The organism is Autumnicola musiva (genome assembly GCF_031846585.1).
Taxonomy (GTDB): domain Bacteria; phylum Bacteroidota; class Bacteroidia; order Flavobacteriales; family Flavobacteriaceae; genus Autumnicola; species Autumnicola musiva.
The window spans coordinates 26,212-44,557 of sequence record NZ_JAVRHK010000022.1 but is presented as its reverse complement, the minus strand read 5'-3'; the positions used below and the strand labels follow the sequence as shown (position 1 = coordinate 44,557).

Annotated in this window: 17 protein-coding genes; 10 read left to right on the top strand and 7 right to left on the bottom strand. The window is 35.6% G+C overall.

Annotation, left to right across the window (positions count from 1 at the left end; translation table 11 throughout):
• From RM539_RS18030 to RM539_RS18015, 4 genes are all read left to right on the top strand, one after another.
• The coding region (locus RM539_RS18030; RefSeq protein ID WP_311504818.1) for a restriction endonuclease subunit S at window positions 1-658 on the top strand (658 nt) is incomplete at its 5' end.
• The gene (locus RM539_RS18025; RefSeq protein WP_311504817.1) at window positions 655-3,030 is read left to right on the top strand and encodes an AAA family ATPase; all 2,376 of its coding nucleotides are present in this window, start codon (window positions 655-657) and stop codon (window positions 3,028-3,030) included. The genes RM539_RS18030 and RM539_RS18025, both read left to right, overlap by 4 nt.
• 155 nt (window positions 3,031-3,185) lie before the next feature.
• The gene (locus RM539_RS18020; protein WP_311504816.1) at window positions 3,186-4,190 is read left to right on the top strand and encodes a PDDEXK nuclease domain-containing protein; all 1,005 of its coding nucleotides are present in this window, start codon (window positions 3,186-3,188) and stop codon (window positions 4,188-4,190) included.
• Window positions 4,191-4,201: 11 nt separating this feature from the next.
• The gene (locus tag RM539_RS18015; RefSeq protein ID WP_311504815.1) at window positions 4,202-7,360 is read left to right on the top strand and encodes a type I restriction endonuclease subunit R; all 3,159 of its coding nucleotides are present in this window, start codon (window positions 4,202-4,204) and stop codon (window positions 7,358-7,360) included.
• Between the two features lie 93 nt (window positions 7,361-7,453).
• Here RM539_RS18015 and RM539_RS18010 read toward each other — a convergent pair whose 3' ends face one another.
• Complete coding sequence (locus tag RM539_RS18010) at window positions 7,454-7,741, bottom strand: hypothetical protein (RefSeq protein ID WP_311504814.1); 288 nt, start codon at window positions 7,739-7,741, stop codon at window positions 7,454-7,456.
• Window positions 7,742-7,839: 98 nt separating this feature from the next.
• On the opposite strand from RM539_RS18010, the gene RM539_RS18005 reads away from it, so the two are divergent.
• Together RM539_RS18005 and RM539_RS18000 are read left to right on the top strand one after the other, a co-directional pair.
• A complete protein-coding gene (locus RM539_RS18005; RefSeq protein ID WP_311504813.1) occupies window positions 7,840-8,502 on the top strand; it encodes a DUF6904 family protein in 663 nt (220 codons plus the stop codon).
• A gap of 444 nt (window positions 8,503-8,946) precedes the next feature.
• Window positions 8,947-9,231: a hypothetical protein gene (locus tag RM539_RS18000; protein ID WP_311504812.1), complete on the top strand. Its 285-nt coding sequence runs from the start codon at window positions 8,947-8,949 to the stop codon at window positions 9,229-9,231.
• Window positions 9,232-9,249: 18 nt separating this feature from the next.
• Here the strand turns inward: RM539_RS18000 and RM539_RS17995 are convergent, their stop codons facing one another.
• A complete protein-coding gene (locus RM539_RS17995; protein ID WP_311504811.1) occupies window positions 9,250-10,143 on the bottom strand; it encodes an IS1595 family transposase in 894 nt (297 codons plus the stop codon).
• Between the two features lie 380 nt (window positions 10,144-10,523).
• On the opposite strand from RM539_RS17995, the gene RM539_RS17990 reads away from it, so the two are divergent.
• Complete coding sequence (locus RM539_RS17990) at window positions 10,524-10,733, top strand: hypothetical protein (RefSeq protein ID WP_311504810.1); 210 nt, start codon at window positions 10,524-10,526, stop codon at window positions 10,731-10,733.
• Window positions 10,734-10,747: 14 nt separating this feature from the next.
• Here RM539_RS17990 and RM539_RS17985 read toward each other — a convergent pair whose 3' ends face one another.
• Entirely contained in the window at window positions 10,748-10,969 is a 222-nt protein-coding gene (locus RM539_RS17985; protein WP_311504809.1) for a hypothetical protein, read from the bottom strand.
• A 61-nt stretch (window positions 10,970-11,030) separates the two neighbouring features.
• Window positions 11,031-12,542, bottom strand: coding sequence for an ATP-binding protein (locus RM539_RS17980; protein WP_311504808.1), 1,512 nt, complete (start codon window positions 12,540-12,542; stop codon window positions 11,031-11,033).
• 463 nt (window positions 12,543-13,005) lie between these two features.
• On the opposite strand from RM539_RS17980, the gene RM539_RS20155 reads away from it, so the two are divergent.
• A complete protein-coding gene (locus tag RM539_RS20155) occupies window positions 13,006-13,260 on the top strand; it encodes a transporter substrate-binding domain-containing protein (RefSeq protein ID WP_432264642.1) in 255 nt (84 codons plus the stop codon).
• A 69-nt stretch (window positions 13,261-13,329) separates the two neighbouring features.
• Here RM539_RS20155 and RM539_RS17975 read toward each other — a convergent pair whose 3' ends face one another.
• Together RM539_RS17975 and RM539_RS17970 are read right to left on the bottom strand one after the other, a co-directional pair.
• The gene (locus RM539_RS17975) at window positions 13,330-13,635 is read right to left on the bottom strand and encodes a hypothetical protein (RefSeq protein WP_311504807.1); all 306 of its coding nucleotides are present in this window, start codon (window positions 13,633-13,635) and stop codon (window positions 13,330-13,332) included.
• 279 nt (window positions 13,636-13,914) lie between these two features.
• The gene (locus tag RM539_RS17970; protein WP_311504806.1) at window positions 13,915-14,199 is read right to left on the bottom strand and encodes a hypothetical protein; all 285 of its coding nucleotides are present in this window, start codon (window positions 14,197-14,199) and stop codon (window positions 13,915-13,917) included.
• Between the two features lie 828 nt (window positions 14,200-15,027).
• Here RM539_RS17970 and RM539_RS17965 point away from each other — a divergent pair.
• On the top strand, window positions 15,028-15,384 hold the full coding sequence (locus tag RM539_RS17965) for a single-stranded DNA-binding protein (RefSeq protein WP_311504805.1): 357 nt from the start codon (window positions 15,028-15,030) through the stop codon (window positions 15,382-15,384).
• 75 nt (window positions 15,385-15,459) lie between these two features.
• Window positions 15,460-15,909 (top strand): JAB domain-containing protein, encoded by a 450-nt coding sequence (locus RM539_RS17960; RefSeq protein WP_311504804.1) that lies wholly within the window; start codon window positions 15,460-15,462, stop codon window positions 15,907-15,909.
• 1,137 nt (window positions 15,910-17,046) lie between these two features.
• Here RM539_RS17960 and RM539_RS17955 read toward each other — a convergent pair.
• The gene (locus RM539_RS17955; RefSeq protein ID WP_311504803.1) at window positions 17,047-18,270 is read right to left on the bottom strand and encodes a hypothetical protein; all 1,224 of its coding nucleotides are present in this window, start codon (window positions 18,268-18,270) and stop codon (window positions 17,047-17,049) included.
• Between the last annotated feature and the right edge of the window lie 76 nt (window positions 18,271-18,346).

Below are 18,346 nucleotides of genomic sequence, written 5' to 3'. Positions count from 1 at the left end.
TGAATTCCCTAATGACGAAGGTGAGCCATATAAATCATCCGGTGGAAAAATGGTTTATAATGAGGAACTGGATAAGGAAATTCCGGAGAGGTGGGTAGTGAAGCATCTTGGAGATATATCGAACTGCTTGGATAACAGAAGAAAACCACTATCCAAGGAAGAAAGAGCCGTGAGACAAGGTACCGTACCTTATTATGGAGCAATGTCAATAGTCGATTATATTGATGATTATATCTATGATGGTGATTATTTATTATTCTCAGAAGATGGAGCTAATATAATAGATGAGAATGGTTACCCTGCTCTACAATATGTTTCGGGAAAATTTTGGCTCAACAATCATTCCCATATCTTAGAAGGTACTAAAGAAATAAGTATACAATTCTTATTCAATGCTCTATCAAAAATTAATGTATCAGATATTGTAACTGGTGCAGCTCAGCCCAAGATAAATCAACATAATATGAACAGTATTCGAATTTTGACAGCTACAACATTGATCCATCAAAATTTCAATAAATTAGTCATTTCAGGATATGAGTTGGTTAAATATAATATAAAAGAGATTCACCTATTAACCGTTCTCCAAGCGGTGTTGTTGAGTAAGATGAGTCTAGTTGAAGAAAATAAATTGTCAAAAATGAATATGGTACTATGATAACAAAGTTTAAGTCCATAAAGAACCTTGCGGTATTCAAAGAGTTTGATTGGGATTCCTCAGTAAGAGCTAAAAAAGGGAATAACACTATTGAGTTTAAAAAGCTAAACATTCTTTATGGACGTAATTATTCAGGAAAAACCACTCTGTCAAGAATCGTAAGGGCACTAGAAACAGGACAAATTTCTGATAAATATGAAAATCCTGAATGTTGTATTTGCATTACTGACAATGCAGATGTTTCGCAATTAAACTTTAGGACTCACAACAAAACCATCAGAGTTTTCAATGAAGATTTCATAAAGGAGAATTTAAAATTTATTGTAAATCCTAAGGAAAACGTAGTTCCTTTTGCCATTCTCGGTGAGGGAAATAATGAAATTGAAGCAGAAATAAACAGTCTTAAAGAGAGATTAGGTTCAAATGAATCTGATAAAGAAACAGGTTTACATAAAGATTTAAAATCTTTAAATGCCTTATATCAAGCTGCAAAGAAATCTCATTCAGATGCACAAACCAAACTTAACAATCTGTTTGCAAATAAAGCTACTGGGAGACCTAGTGGTATCAAATATGAAACAAAGTATGGAGAGGTGAATTATAACATAAATAGGCTTAAAGCTGATATAGAATCAGTTAAAAAGAACACCTACAAACCTCTTTTAGATGAAGAAAAACTACAAGCTGATAGTGTTTTAAAGGAACAAACTAAAAACGAAATCCCTGCCTTAGCCAGTTTAAACCTTAAGCTTCCTGAATGTAAGATTAAAGCAAGTGAGGCTGTGAGCCGTGAAATAGGAAGGTCTAATAAAATTCAAGAGCTTGTGAAAGATGCCGTATTGAACAGATGGGTTAAAGAAGGGCGAAAATTACATCAAGATAAATTGGATGTTTGTTCTTTTTGTAATAGTCCAATTAATGAGAGCAGATGGAATGAATTAGATAAACATTTTGATGAAGAATCCGATAAACTTGAACGAGATATAAATAATTTGCTCTCTGAAATTACAAATGAAAAGAACCTTCTTTTAAATTTTAAAATCTTCAATATAGAACAGGTCTATTCGAAATATCATACAAATTACGCATTGGCAAAACAAACTTTTAAAAGTGCGGTTCAAAACTATAAGAACTCGTTAGAATTAATCGAAAGCCAATTAGAGGAAAGAAAGAAAAATATTCTCAATCAGCAGGTATTTAAAGAAGTAATTGATTTTTCTAGTGAGGTTGAAAATGCAAAAAAAGAACTGGCAGATTTAAGGGAAAAATCTAATGATTATTCGAATAAGTTAAATGCCGATCAAAATAAAGCGAAAGAAAATCTAAGATTAAATGAGATCTTTGACTTTATAAACGATATAAACTATTTTGACCTAATAGCAAGTTTAGATGTCTTAAAGAAAAGGGAAGAATCTGAGAAAGATAAAACAGATAGCAAACAAATAGAGATTAATGATATTTTAGAGGAAATCTCTGCTAAACAAAAGGAATTAGAAGACGAAATTAAAGGTGCAGATAAAGTTAATGAATACTTGAATGACCACTTTGGTCACGATTTTTTGAGTCTTAAAGCAGTCGAATTTGAAGATGAAGATACCTGTAATAAAATATATCGGTTTGAGACACATAGAGAAGGGAAAAAAGCCTACCATCTTAGTGAAGGCGAGAAAAGTCTAATAGCATTCTGTTATTTTGTAGCCAAACTTGAAGATGTTGCTACCAAAGATAAAAACCCTATCGTTTGGATTGACGACCCAATTTCAAGTTTGGACGGGAACCATATTTTTTTCATCTACTCATTGTTAAAAACCAAAATCTACGATAATAAAGATTTTGAACAACTTTTTATTTCGACCCATAGCTTAAACTTTTTTAAGTATTTACAACGGCTACCAAGTCATAATGACAAAAAGAAAGATAGGGTCAGACATTTTATTATTGAAAGAAAGGATAAAACATCTGTCATATGTGAGATGCCTGATTACATCAAGAAGAATGTAACAGAATTCAACCATCTATTCAAACAAATAATTGAGTGTTCCAAATTGGAGAGCATCACGGATAATAACTACATGATGTTTTATAATTTTGGAAATAATGCAAGAAAATTTTTTGAAATATATCTATTTTATAAATATCCTGATGCATCTAATGACAACGAAAAATTGAGAAAGTTTTTTGGTGAAGAAGACATTCCGGCAGTTTTAACAGACAGAATAAATAATGAATATTCGCATTTAGCTGGAATTTTTGAAAGAGGCCAACAACCGGTAGAAGTTCCTGAAATGAAAAAAGCAGCTGAAATAATTGTCGAGAAACTAAAAGAGAAAGATGAAGAGCAATTTGATGCTTTAATGAGAAGCGTTCAATAGAATGGATATTAATATGCCTAAAACCAAGTGTATAGATTATAAACCTGAACCTTCCGAAGGCTTGGAAAAATAAGATCAGGAATAAAATGAAAAAATAAGCCTACAAAATCTAGTGATAAGCTGAGCGCTTTTTTATAAAATAAGATAAATACAAAATGAATAAAAATGGCCTACAACATAACCTTGTAGAGGAGCTAAGCCAGCTTATCGAACAGGGAAAACATCAAATCGCAGTACAGGTAAACAGTACCATGACTTTGGTGTTTTGGGAAGTAGGTAAACGCATAAATGAAGAAATACTGCAGAATGAACGGGCAGATTACGGCAAAAATATTGTGACGACGGTGTCGTCACAATTGAAAAAGCGTTACGGGAATAGCTTTGGAACCCGAAATGTAAGAAGAATGATGCAGTTTGCCGAAATCTATCCCGATATTCAAATTGTAGATTCCCTTTCAAGACAATTAAGCTGGTCACATTTTGTAGAATTATTTCCAATAAAAAGTAAAGAAACCAGAAACTTTTATGCCCGCCAGATAGCAGAAGAAGGCTGGAGTGTAAGGGAAACCCGGAAGCAAATAGAACGGAAAGCTTTTGAGCGCAAAGAAATAGCCAAAAGTCAGTTATCACGTTCCGGCACAGCTATGCAACATAGTTTTAAAGACCCCTATTTCCTGGATTTCCTAGGTTTAAAAGATGGCTATCTTGAAAATGATTTGGAAGCCGCCATTTTAAAAGAACTGGAGTATTTTATCCTGGAACTGGGGAAAGGATTTGCCTTTATTGAACGCCAAAAGCGAATGATTATAGACGGGGAAGATTTTTATCTGGACCTGCTTTTCTATCATCGAAAATTAAAACGTCTGGTAGCCATCGAATTAAAAATAGGCAAATTTAAAGCGGCCTATAAAGGGCAAATGGAACTTTACCTTAAATGGCTTGATAAGTACGAAAAACAAAAGGGGGAAGAATATCCCATCGGGTTAATATTATGTGCTGAAGCCAGTTCAGAACAAATAGAACTTTTAGAAATGGACAAAAACGGGATCATGGTTGCCGAATACTGGACAGAATTACCACCAAAAGAAGAACTGGAACAAAAAATACATCACGCCCTGGTAGCAGCGCGGGAACGTATAGCACAGAAAAAATTGCAATAAACGAGGCAGGAATGAGTAAAAAGTTTACCGAAGCACAACTGGAAAGCGTTTTTGCCACGCAGCTGGAACTGGAAGGTTATAAGCATCAATTAGGAGGTACCATATCCCGAAAGGAAGATGAAGTGCTCATTGAAAGTGACCTTCGGGAATTTCTGTTGACAAGGTACCGGGAAAACGGGATCACCAAAAATGAAGTGGAATCCATCATTCTTAAACTCAAAACCCTTCCTGCTTCAGACCTCTATGAAAGCAACAAAGAGTTTATGCAAATGCTTTCGGATGGTTTTTCGCTAAAGCGGGAGGACCGTTCCCAAAAAGATATCTGGATCTATTTCATTGATTATTCAGCAGAGAACCGCAACACTTATAAATTTGTCAATCAGCTGGAAATTACCGGAACCCAAAAACGTATTCCTGACGGGATACTTTATATTAACGGAATTCCGGTAGTTGTTTTCGAATTCAAAACCGCGATTCAGGAAAACACCAGCATTTATGACGCCTATGTTCAGCTGACCGTCCGTTACGAAAGGGACATACCGGAACTTTTCAAGTATAACGCATTTTGTGTGATCAGCGATGGGGTAAATACCAAAGCTGGATCTTTTTTTGCCCCTTATGAATTCTACTATGCCTGGCGAAGAATTGCAGGACTGGCAAAAGATGTTGATGGTATTGACAGCATGTTCACCCTTATCCAGGGGATGTTGCATCAAAATAGGCTGCGGGACATTATTAAAAACTTTATCTATATACCAGACAGCTCCAAAAAGGATGAAAAGATCGTGTGCCGCTATCCTCAATACTATGCGGCACGGGCTCTATTTGAAAATATTCAGAAAGCTCAAAAACCAGCCGGAAACGGGAAAGGAGGTACCTATTTTGGAGCCACCGGTTCCGGTAAAAGTTTTACCATGCTTTTCCTGACCCGCCTTTTAATGAAAAGTGATCACTTTATAAGCCCCACTATAATTTTAATTACAGATCGAACCGATTTAGATGATCAGCTTGCAGGACAGTTTACCAATGCGAAAAATTTTATTGGCGATGATGCTATCGCAAGTGTAGAAAGCCGTACAGATCTACGCAAGCGAATACGAGGAAGGGAAAGCGGCGGTGTGTTCCTTACCACTATACACAAGTTTACAGAAGACACAGAATTGCTTAGCAATAGAAGCAATGTGATTTGTATATCTGATGAAGCTCACCGGAGCCAGACCAATCTTGACCAAAAAATAAAAATCACTGAAAAAGGGGTACAGAAAACTTTCGGCTTTGCCAAGTACCTTCACGATTCTCTACCGAATGCCACTTTTGTAGGCTTTACCGGAACGCCAATAGATGCTACTTTAGATGTATTTGGAAAAGTAGTAGATGAATACACCATGACGGAATCGGTAAAAGACGAGATTACCGTTCGCATTGTCTATGAAGGAAGATCGGCCAGAGTGGCCCTTGAAAATAGGGAACTGCAAAAGATTGAGGACTATTATCGTGTTGCTGAGGAAGAAGGTGCCAATGAGTACCAGGTGGAAGAGAGTAAAAAGCAATCGGCCAACATGAACGCCATTCTTGGTGATCCTGATCGTTTGCAAGCCATAGCAGAAGATTTTGTCCAACATTATGAAAAAAGGCTGAAGGAAGGTGCCACCGTAAAAGGAAAAGCAATTTTTGTAAGTAGTAGCCGGGAGATAGCTTATGAACTTTATAAAAATATCATCGAATTAAGACCGGAATGGGCAGAGGTCAGAAAAGCAGAAGAAGGGGCCGAATTGACCGAAAAGGACAGGAAGCAGCTTAAGCCTATGGAGCGGATAAAGATGATTATGACAAGAGGGAAAGACGATCCCAATCAAATGTATGATCTATTAGGCACAAAAGAGTACCGGAAAGAGCTGGACCGTCAGTTTAAAAATGAGAAATCGAATTTTAAAATTGCCATTGTAGTCGATATGTGGCTCACCGGTTTCGATGTTCCGTTTTTAGATAGTATCTATATTGATAAGCCCATCCAGCAGCATAACCTTATACAAACGATTTCCCGGGTAAACCGGAAGTTCCAGGGTAAAAACAAAGGACTGGTAGTAGATTATATTGGTATTAAAAAACAAATGAATTTAGCACTTGCCAAATACAATAAGGGTGAGCGGCAAAATTTTGAAGATATTGAAAAGTCCCTGAAAATAGTAAGGGACCACCTGAATTTATTGGCCAGGATTTTTCACAAATTCGATAGTACAGATTATTTCCGGGGTGATCCTTTGAGCCAGTTGAACAACCTTAACAAAGCCGTTGAATACGTACAACAAACCAAAGAGTTGGAAACGCGCTTTATGAATTTGGTGAAACGCCTGAAAGCTGCCTATGATATTTGTGCGGGAAGTGAAAAATTAACTCAGGAAGAACGGGATTATACTCATTTTTACTTAGCTGTAAAGTCTATAGTCTTTAAGCTCACCAGGGGAAATGCACCGGACACCGCCCAGATGAATGCCAAGGTAAGGGAAATGATCAAAAATGCTTTGGCAAGTGAAGGCGTAGAGGAGATCTTTAAAATGGGTGACCAAACCAATAGCCAGCAGGATATATTTGATGAGGATTATCTGGCAAAGATCGATAAGATCAAACTGCCCAATACAAAAATCAAACTTCTACAGCAATTACTGTCCAGGGCCATTGACGAGATAAAAAAGGTGAACAAGGTAAAAGGAGTAGATTTTTCCAAAAAAATGGAAGGCCTTGTTTCCCGGTACAATGAACGGAAAGGAGATGTGTTACGGAGTGAAGTTTATGAGGAGATGGCAGAACAGCTAACAGATCTTATCTGGCAGGTACAAAAAGAATTTTCGGCCGGGGAAAAGCTGGGAATTGATTTTGAGGAAAAAGCTTTCTATGACATCTTAAAAGAGCTTTGTATAAAGTATGATTTTCAATATCCTGAAGATAAGCTCATCGAGCTTTCAAAATCAATTAAAGATTTAGTAGATGAACAAGCTAAATTTCCGGACTGGAGCAAAAGAAACGACATTAAATCTGCACTAAAAGTCGGACTTATACTATTACTCGATGAACACGGGTATCCGCCGGTAGAACGAGACGAGGTCTATGAAGAAATCTTTGAACAGGCGGAAAATTTTAAGAAGAATAGACCTGCTCAGAGGAATCCTTAAATTTTAAAGCCTAGCACTAACGGTGTAAATAACCGCTCAAATAGTAAGAATTCGCTATAAAAAATTTTTGAATTTGTATTATTTTGGCTTTCGTTAAGACCATTTAGGGAATGGCTCATAAATTTTAAGTTTTTCCATTAACCTCTCCAGGTTTTTATATGTGTAGCCAATATCCTCATTATCGTATAAATATTCTTCAATATCTGAATTCCAAAAAAAATCACGAAGAATCGCTATCTTTCTCAAAAATGGCATTCTTGATCCCTTTTCAAGGTATTCGAGTAAAACTAATTGACGGTGTAATTCAAGTAATTTGTCAATGACCTCTTTCCTGAATTCATCGTGAAATTGTACTTCTTTAAATGCTCCCTGCTCTTCCACAATTATTGAAAATTTGGTGATTACTAAATATAAAATATACCAAATTGATTTAAATACTGATATTTGAAAAAAAGAATACATGATTAAAATGCTTATTTATGCTTCAAAGTAATCCAACCAGGAAAGGGGCAGGAATAGAATTATGGGGTGATTACGGTGACTTAACAAGCCTGTATGAAACCATTCACAAAATAGGGGAGAGGGTAAATGAATATAAAAAGGAAGAGAAGGGGCAATCAGATATAATAATGGGCTTTGCTTATGAGCTTCGTAAAGCTTTCCAGCATTCCAGGTTGAAAGAAAATTTTGTTTTTGATTCGGAGAATAAGGTTGAATACTTTGGCTTTAGATACCTATGGACAGACTTCCTTTATTTAATTTCCGTCCTTCGCTATAATGCAGGTTATGTAGTGTTGGATGCCCTGGATCAGGCAAACCTCTATATCCTGGAATATAATTGTAAAAAAGCCTTATTTGATTATGATGCCCAGGGCGCACAAAAAATTCAAAATTTTCTAGGTCAAGGAATTGATATACATAATGACCTGGTTTTTTTAGTGCTGCAGGCCATTAATATAGAATATTTTAGCAAGACTCCGGGAAAAAGAAGATTTCGGGGAATACCAGATTTGTTAATGGCTTATTCCCAATATTCGCCAGCATATAAAATGTGGAAATCTGATATGGTAAGCAGGGCTAAGGAATTAGGCTGTAATATAGAAGAATTAAATTATGATGATTACCCTGAAATAGTTTGGTAATCGTTAAATAAAAAAGCATCTCATCAGATAGAATTGATTTTTGAAAATCTACAAAACTATCTAAAGCTGCTTTTAAAAACCTTAAACCGTCGCATAAGGAGACTGCAATCTAAAGTCGCATTTAAGGCCTTATAAAATAAGTCTTATACCATCACCAGGGAAATGCCATCCTAGGCTGAATATAAGACTTAAAATATTATACAATTTACTAAAAATAAGCAATTCGGAATAATTAGTATGGGAAAGAAAAAGTTCCTCTAAAGTGAACAAACGCATGTAGTTATTTAACGTAGTGCGGGAGATATCCTGAGTGTAATAAGTAAATCGAGCCTTCCAAAGGGATGTGGTTCTTTTTTCTTACATTTCCAGTTTTGAGAAATAAGAAGATGAGATTGAAGTAACTTAATGTTGAAAATATCAGGTTAAATTTTAATAGAAATTAAGATGGAAGAAAATAAAAAAATGGTGGCAGAATTGACTATTTATTACAAGAAGCAGCGTTTGACCAGCCTGATTTTTGATACTCAGCAGACCGCAGACAGATGCTTTGAAACTTTAAATATGCTGTTTAACAAAAAAGGAGAAAAGGAATTTTCGTTTAGTGGAGAAATCAAGACAGTATATTCGGGTAGTAGTCTTATTGAGGAACTCGAAAATTGGGAAGATGGGAAAATAGAGCCGAAAGGTACGCTTCTGGAAATGATAAAAATCCTGGATCGTTTAAATTAAAGTTATAGAGGTCAGTAACTAATTGTATACAATTTGCTTATGATACACTTTGTCCTTGTTGACCATTTTAGTAACTAGATTATTGAATATTGTGGCTTTGCTTTGTGTGCGATTGATCCTAAAACAAAACTCATTAAAATATCTGTTGATATTGAAATCGCTTACCCAGGAATAAGTCGTCCTAATCCAGGATTTTATCTGATGGATCATCGTATGCAATGCTTTAAAATTTAATCCACCATTACTCTCCACCTGCGTGATATCATAGGCCTTTGCGATTGGTCGGTACCCTCTCCACTTATCCGTTGTTATTTTCGCATCACGGCTGATATGATCAACAAAGATATATTGCAGGGATCTGGCCAAAAAATCATCAATCCTCATAGCATACATCCTCTTCACTTTCCCATCATCAGTTAGCTCAACAGCCGTTATCGCTTTCTTTTTCCTGGCCTTATAACTTCTGCCAATTTGTTCTTTTTCTCGTCCTCCTAAAACAAATTCATCAACGTGGACAGTTCCATCCATAGGATGGTTACCACTGCTTTCCATGGCTTCCCGAACTTTGTGCATAAACAGGCGGGCTGTCTTTTCTGTCACCCCGAAACCTACAGAAACATAGCTCGCCGAAAGACTTTTGGTGCTGGTAGCCATCTCGAAGACGATAAAAAAAGCCTTGCGCACGCCAAACTTGACTTTATGGAAAAGTGTATTGGAAGTAGCGGACTCCTGGTGCGAACAAATATTGCAGGTTCTCGAGAAATCCTTTCTTACTTGAGATTTTTTATGACCACACTTACGGCACTCAAAACCGTCATTCCATTTAATCCCGGCCAGGTATTCTTTACAATCTTCATCAGTTTTGAACCGATCAGAGAACTCCAGGAGATTTTGACCCATGAAAATATTCATATTATTCCTAATTTTATTGACTTTGAAGATATGAATTTAAATACTGACCTCTAAAAAGTTAAAATAGAGGGTAGTTTATTTTCATTATTTCACTTATTCTCAGTAGATTTTTTATTTTCAAATAGCTTACATAATTAAATAGAAACTTTTTCATTTCCATCTAAGACTCAAAAAACTATCTTTGTAAAAAATATTCTTGAAGCGTTTTGCTTTGAGTCCGGCACTGAAACTTAGGAACTTTCTATAACAGCAGGACAACAAGTGAAGAACGCTCATGCTATTGCGTGGGCGCACTTATTGTTGTTGGGTTTCCTAAGACCTCAGTGCTGTAAGTTGCTGCCTGCGCTATTTTAAATCAGGCGGTATTAATCCATATTGATATGAAAGCAGCCGCCAAGCATTTTCCCGGATTTCAGTATTCAGCTTCAGAACTCCTTAAATATATTACCGTAGCAAAAGATTTTACCTTAATGCTATCATCAGGAGAATTTATAAAATTTACTCCCATTGACGATTCTTTATTTGAAGATTGGCTCATTGCAAACAATGTTCAGAATATCAGAAAAGAAGAAGGCTGGATAACCGAATAACCAGCCTGAATATATCACTTCCCTTTTCCTAACTCATTCAATTTTTCATTGAGTTCAATCAGTCCGGCTTTTTCGAGATACTGACCGGCAATGATTTTCAATTCTTCCAGATTTTCATTAGGAATATTGGATAACAACCCTTCATTTTTCTCATCATCCTTAACTACCAAGCCACGTTCAATTACATGGTTAAGTAATAGCACATTTTTACGTGAGATCCTCAAATCAATCTTCACTGTGTCATCCAATAAGGTTGCAGCAATATTGTGAAATTTAAATGAAATTTAGAATTAACTTTTATAAAAGATCATTCTGGAAAAATATTTCAAAACAAGTGCCTTCGTTAGGAGTGCTCTTTACTTTTATTTGTGCATCATGTTCTTCAAGAATATTTTTTACAGAGGTTAAACCTACACCCACTCCGGTTTCTTTATTGGTATAAAAGGCATCAAATAAGCGATCTATTTCGGGTGGCTGTAATCCATACCCGTTGTCCTGGATGCTTAGGATGCTTTCAGTAAGATGTTTCTTTACTTTTATTTCTAATATCCCTTCATTGGGTATCGTGGCTTCAGTCGCATTTACTATTATATTCAGCAATGCGATAATAAGTTTTTCTTTATCAGCAAGAATATATGTAGGTTCCTTATACTCTTTAACAACTTTTATTCCAGCAAGATATATTCTATCGGAAGCCTTATTGAGAGTATCGTTTAAAATTTCCACAAGATTTTCTTTTACCAGTACTGCAGGGGAATAATTGGAAGCATTTAGTAAATTACCTATAAGATTATCTATTGTTTTTGTACTTCTGGAGAGAATTTCTAAATAATTTTCGATTTCTTTCTTTTGCTCAACATCTAGTTTTTTATTTAAAATATCTGTTGACATTCGAATACTGGCTAAAGGATTTCGTAATTCATGAGCAAAGACTCGAGCAACTTCTCCCTGAATAGAAAGCCTTTCTGCTTTTAATAAAGCTTCTTGGGTGCTTTTATATTCGGTAATATTTCTAACTACGAGAATATATTCCTCCACCCAATTAACACTTCGGCGTTCAAAAATTTTGCCGCGTATATTAAACCATTCCCAAGAGGCATTCCTTAATTTTAGTCGTAATTCAATTTCTATAACTTCATCGTCAGCAGCTTTTACTAATTTTTTATGCATATTGACAATCTTATTCCGATCCTGTGGATGAATGAAAGGAAGCACTTCTAAAAGCGGTGTTCCTTGAATTCTCTCTTTGGTCATTCCTGCTTCAGGAAAAATATGTTTATTTATATAACGTACGCAGTAACTGCTAAGATTAATAATTACAATTGTTTCCGGTGATGCCTCTGTCAAATTTTGTTCAAACCTAATATTCTCTTTCAATTTCTCAGCTTCGATTTTACGTAGACTAATATCTTCTATAGTAGCTATCAAAAGATTATCTTGAGGTTTCGCAGTTATACAGAACCATCTATTATTCCCATCCTTATCAAATTGGAATTCTTCATTTAACACCTGTCCGATTTCCATAGTATTTTTAAAGGCCCCGAATATTCCCATTTTAACTCCCCATGTAGAAGTTTCCAGAAAGGTTTTTCCCAAAGGGTTATTATCCAAATACATGTCCAGCAATATTTTATTTACTTCAATAAATTTAAAATCTTTGATAGTGGAATCTGCATTATAGATGGTTTCAAAAACTGCTATGGCCTGGTTAGTGGTGTCAAATACGGTACGTAAAATCTTTCTGCTTTTATATAGCTGGGATAGTTTCTGAAGTTCCTTATCTGAATAAGTTCTTTTACTATTTGACATGATTTTTTCCTAATTTTTGAGAGAAAGATGAAGTATTTAAATAAGTTTTAAAAACTGTTAAATTTAGCTTAAAATTAGTTAAAAAACTATTTCTATGGTTTTTAATTTTTTTTTGAAATTCTCTGTTTTTCTTTAAAAAATGGAGAGTGATTGAAAGAGTATTTCGCATCCAGTTTTTATAATAAATTAGAGGGCATAATACTTTCAGTTCTTTCTCCTGAGTTTTTTCGGAAAAGTTTTAATAATCCTTTTAAAGGTCATTTTTATTTTATTATTCTAAATTTAAAAACGAGTTCTAAAAATTTTTGTAATGGACAAATTCTATTATTGTTAATGTTTTAGAAATAGTAAAATTATTTCAGTACTACTTTATATTGCTTTTGCAGTTTTCGGCAGTTGCCAATTTCCACAGGATCCGGAAAATTCCTTTATAGAAGCTCAAAAGGATTCGCTCTTAGTAGGAGTGGTTGAAAACCCTCCGTTCACAAAGAAAACGGAGGGAAACTTTACAGGAACTGAAATTGAACTGATAGAGAGATTTGCCGCAAAACATGGACTTCTAATTAATTATGAAGAAGGATCAGAAAGTGAGCTTATAAAAAAGCTGGAGAAATACGAGCTTCATCTTATCATAGGTGGCTTTGAAAAATTAAACCTGAAATCTTATTTTTATCTATTAAGGTTTTTTCATCTTTATTTAATAGTATTCTTCATATGATAGGAATGAAAACCTGCTGTCATTCCTTATAATTTTACCATTGAACTTATTATAATAGGTGTGCTTTGTTTAAGTGTTATTGTGGCTTTGTTCTTCCTGATACTTCTTAGGCTTGCCCCCGCGTTGTTGATCTTTGTTCTTTTTTTTGAGATACCATAATTCTTCCAGCTCCTGTGATATCTCTTCTTTATACAAATTATTTTGCCGGATTACTTTTATCCATAAGTAAATTGTAATTACTACTGCTATACTTCCTACTCCATAAACTAAAAATGCCACTCTTTCAATTTTAATAATGAGCAGGAAATTCAAAAGAACACCTTCTCCTATAAAATCTGGTTGTAAGGATCTTAAGGTTTTCCAGAATATTCTCATATTTCAATGATTTTGAAGAATGAAAGAACCGATTTTAAGGGAATGATTTTTAATAATTTGTAAAGAATAAAGGTCTGGTTGAAAATTCTGGATTGCCGGTTAGTAATTATGATGAATTTTTTATTTGTTCCGGCTGCAAATTACCTGAATAAAAAGGTTCAAAATATGATCGTCGTCATATACAGGAATGTGAAATTCTCACGTTTTGATTAAATTAAGGGGATGAGAAGTACTACTATTTTGGCTTCGAAAAGGAAGATGATTTTGAATATTAATCTGTTAAATTTCATTCAAGGTTTTTTTGATTTCTTTCTTAGGTTCTTCATTAGGATTATCAATCTCCATCCAAAAATAATTCTCATCCTCGTGTTTATAGATGCGTTCGGGGAGAATGGCGTTTTCGGTAACTAAAATAACTATTGAGCCGTCCGATACATGGTCCAGTTTAGGGTGGGAGTGACAAACGAGAATTTCACCGATTCTATAATTACTTTCATTTTCGACCAATATGCTGTCTTTTGGGGGATTAAATCCGGGAATTCTTTTATACTCGCAATCATCCATTAAATCCTCATTATACATTTCTTCAAGAATCCGGCATGTGTTTGCACTTTGATTAGTGGAATAAAGCCATTTTGTAATTTATCTCAATTGATTTGTTATTGCCTGATAAGAGGAAATCGGCGGTCACATTATATAATTTAGATAATCTCAAAATATAATCTGAGTTAATTCCATTTTGTTCATTTTTCAAAAGGGAGTAGCCAACCTGAGAGACAAAAACTTTTTCGCTACAAAAGATTGGGAATAATTTTTATCAAACCGTAATGCTTTTACTCTCTTGGCAATCTCCATCCATCTTTTCATTTAATAGAATTAAGTGCATATAGTATTGATTTTAAAAAAAAGACTTTTATTAATTTCTCATGGTTACAGCTACGGGAAAGGGCACTCCGTTCCATTACGAAATCGTGAACGGAGTCCGATTCATGGGGAATTCCATTGATTACTTAGTCCCGCTTCCTATGTTTTTGTATTTCACAAAAGTTATTTAGACCTACTCCCGCGCCGCCACTGTCCCACCCATTTTTTTGTAAGCAAAATACCAACATTTGGAAATTAAACAGAGTGCATAACCGGTCGTGCCTCCCTTTTATAACTCCTTATTAATTCCAAATCTTGAAAATGTATCAGCAACAAAAAATGGTAACAGCGGACGGCTCTATAGGAAGTAAATCTAAAACGAATCTTATGAAATCTTACAAAAACATCAAAAAGGAAGCGGGACTAAAAAAACAAAAAAGGAAAACGCTCTGGATATAATAAGTAAATCATTTAAAAATAAACTGGCTGAAGGGTTCAGTCAGCATATTAATCTTTAATTCTAATATTATGAATACTCTAAGAAATCACGTACAGTTTAGCGGAAATGTTGGCGGGGAGCCACAAATCACAAATTTTGAAAGCGGTAAGAAAGTAGCCCGTTTTTCACTCGCCACTAATGAGTTTTACAAAAACGATCAGGGCGAAAGAATTCAAATTACTGATTGGCACACTATTGTAGCTTGGGGAAAAACCGCAGACATCATCGAGAAGTATGCCGGAAAGGGCAAGGAAATAGGGGTAACTGGAAAATTAAAACCCCGAAGCTACGAGGATAAAGACGGCGTTAAGCACTACGCTACAGAAGTGGAAGCCAACGAAATCCTTTTGTTGGGCACCAAGAATGGCAATAATTCAGCCGAGTAATTTAAAAAGCAAAGAGGGCGTCATCGACAAAAATTGCGCCCTCTTTTAATTATTAACCCTCTAAACAAGTCAATAATGAAAACCAAAGTTAATGAAATAGCCATAAGTTACAGCGGAAGTTTAAAAGCAAATTCGCTTCCAAAAATAACCTGTTCCCAGAGCGCGGCAGATTTAGCCTACAGCCAATGGAATAAAAATAATATTGAACTGCACGAAACCTTTAAAATAATGCTACTCAACAATGCCAATAAAGTAAAAGGAATTTATGAGGTTTCCAACGGAGGTATAACAGGAACTTTAGTGGATGTCCGCATCTTATTTGCCGTACTGTTAAAGAGCTTAACGACGGCGGTAATTTTACTGCACAATCATCCAAGCGGAACCTTACGGCCCAGTGAAGCCGATAAAAGACTGACTCAGAAGATAAAAAAGGCAGGAGAGTTATTGGACATTAAAATTTTAGATCATCTCATACTTGCTCCTGATGGCGATTATTACAGTTTTGCAGATAATGGAATCCTCTAAGTTATATCGAAAAGTATTGCTAAGGAACATTGCATAATTTCAATATAATGAATGAAGAAGAAGTTATACCTATGTATTTAATATCTAAGCTTGTTCAAATCGAAACAATAAGCAACCTCTGGATTTTCGGGGGTGCTTATATTTTGTACTAAATTATTAACTATAAAAAAGGGAAAATTCGCTGTTACCTGGATTTTCCCTTCATTACAGATCATATAGGGATGACCTATGCAGTAAAGTTAACATTTTTTCTAATTATATGAAAAATTTGGGCCAGTTTAACTCTAGGGCGAATTTTAAGTAAAAAAATTGCTATCTTTATTTTCGCTGAAATTAAGCATTCAATTTTACGTAGGGTTTATCCATTTTGACTTTCGCTGATAACCGTACCCATCTAAAAATTACATAACGGAAAATCTTTTCCCTGAAATGGCAATTGGCTTTTAAGCCTAATTGTACGAAATTTTTGTCCCGCCGGGCGGGACGAAAAGGAGGAGCAAGAGAGGGTAACACGCGATAGATAAACACTCCTTTTATGATTTATTAATTTGATTTTTAGATAGATAAAAATAAAGTTACTATTTGGATTTATACAATTTCCTACAAATACCCGGTTTAGTGCCCATTATTAGGGAGAATTTGCGACAAATTGACGAATTATGGATACTTTTATCCGCATTTGATTCAAAAAGGAAACCGCCAGGCGTTTCCGGCAATTTTCAAAAATACACTTCAAATTGTACACTGAGGTATAGTCACGATGTTCGATTTCTTCTTCTACAACGAGATATCACGACGAGAAAAATTGGGCGCGATCGGAAGAACGTTTTTTATTTCGTCCCAACCCGTTTTTTCTACTAAGGCTTTAGAAATAGCAGCACCAAGGCCACCTGGCGCCTGTAACAACCGCGATCTTTTATGAAGTTAGATTGATTTTGCTTTAATCTTTATTGAATTCCTATTCTCCCTGCTTATAGGTAAGTTTTCCCAGCTAAATTTCAGAAGAATGGGAAGATGAATTCTGGCTTTAAGCTCCTACCAAACAGCCCTGAAAAGGAAGGAAAAACTACAGGCTGAAAATTGCCAATTTGCGACCTGCAGGAGGAATCTTTATTTTTCCAAATATTTTCCAGGCATTTAACCTGAAAAATTTCGTTTTTCAGCTGAAAAGATGTTATTAATAAGCACTATTCCCACGGAAAGCGGCAATAAAGCGCTTATTCCCACTAAAACTGAAGCATACTGGCTTAAAAATGGCAATCGCTGCCAAAAAGAAAAACCCTTGTAAAAAATAAGGACTTCAGAAAGCACAAAACCGCAAAAATAGATCCAGAACAGGGGTCTTGGTAACTTCAGCAGCTTAAAATACTTCAGAAAAGCGAACAATCCAATACTTATAACGCCCAGGAACGTCCAGTGCAGGTATCCAATCACAAAATCGGTATACCGAAAAGACAAATCTGCGAAAAATGGAATTGCAGTGAGCAGCTGTAAAAGCACTTTTCCAACAAGTAAAATTCCGCAGATCTTTAAAAGCATATCGGTAAAAGGAGGAAGCTTAAATTGCAGCCTTTTCCAGCTGGCCAGGAGGATTTTGAAGAATTTAAAAAAAGCCAGCACCTGTAAAACTGCGCCGGCAGCGGCAAGGATATAAAATACAAAGGGAGGATTTGTCCATAATACCGAAAGGAAAAAACTCAAGATAATCCCGCCATTGATCAATCGGAAAAAGCGTTTAAATTCCTGCTCCGGAACGCGGATCTTATTCCTTTCAAAAAGGAAAAACAAAACGCCTATCAGGGCCAAGATAAACCAGCCGTTATATTGAAAATGCAGGTAAAAATAAATGGAAAGTTTATACCAAATGGAGGTTTTTCCCAAAGTTGCCATTACCCCACCAATGGCCCAGGGGCCAATGCTGGAGAAAACCATATACCATAACGCTGCTTTTATACATTTATAAGAGGCTAGCTCTTTAAAATGCCCTGGTACGTTTTTAAAGATAAACCACGCCAGGAAATAAGAAGCGATAAGAAAAAGAGTTGAAAAGATGATTGAAAAGAGCGCATATCCCTGAAATGGGAAGCTGCACAACATGCCGAGAATGCAAATATTGGTAAACCAGAAAATACGTCTGTAAAATGCAGGTTTTCCGGCTTCAGCAAAATAAATTTTATAGATGAGCGTAGCCAGCGCAATATATACCCAACCCAACAAAGCGATATGCGAATGGGCGTGCACGATAAAACGATAATTCGCCGGGATGGCCGTAACAAAAAACAATCGGAGAAAAACGCCCAGCAGGCCCACGATCAAAAAATATCCCAGGGCAATATTGGTATGCCGTTTTAAGTTAATCATCAGCGCAAAATATCATATATTTTTAGAAATATACCAAAAGCTGTTCAGAAGCAGGTTTCGCTTTTCTGAACAGCTT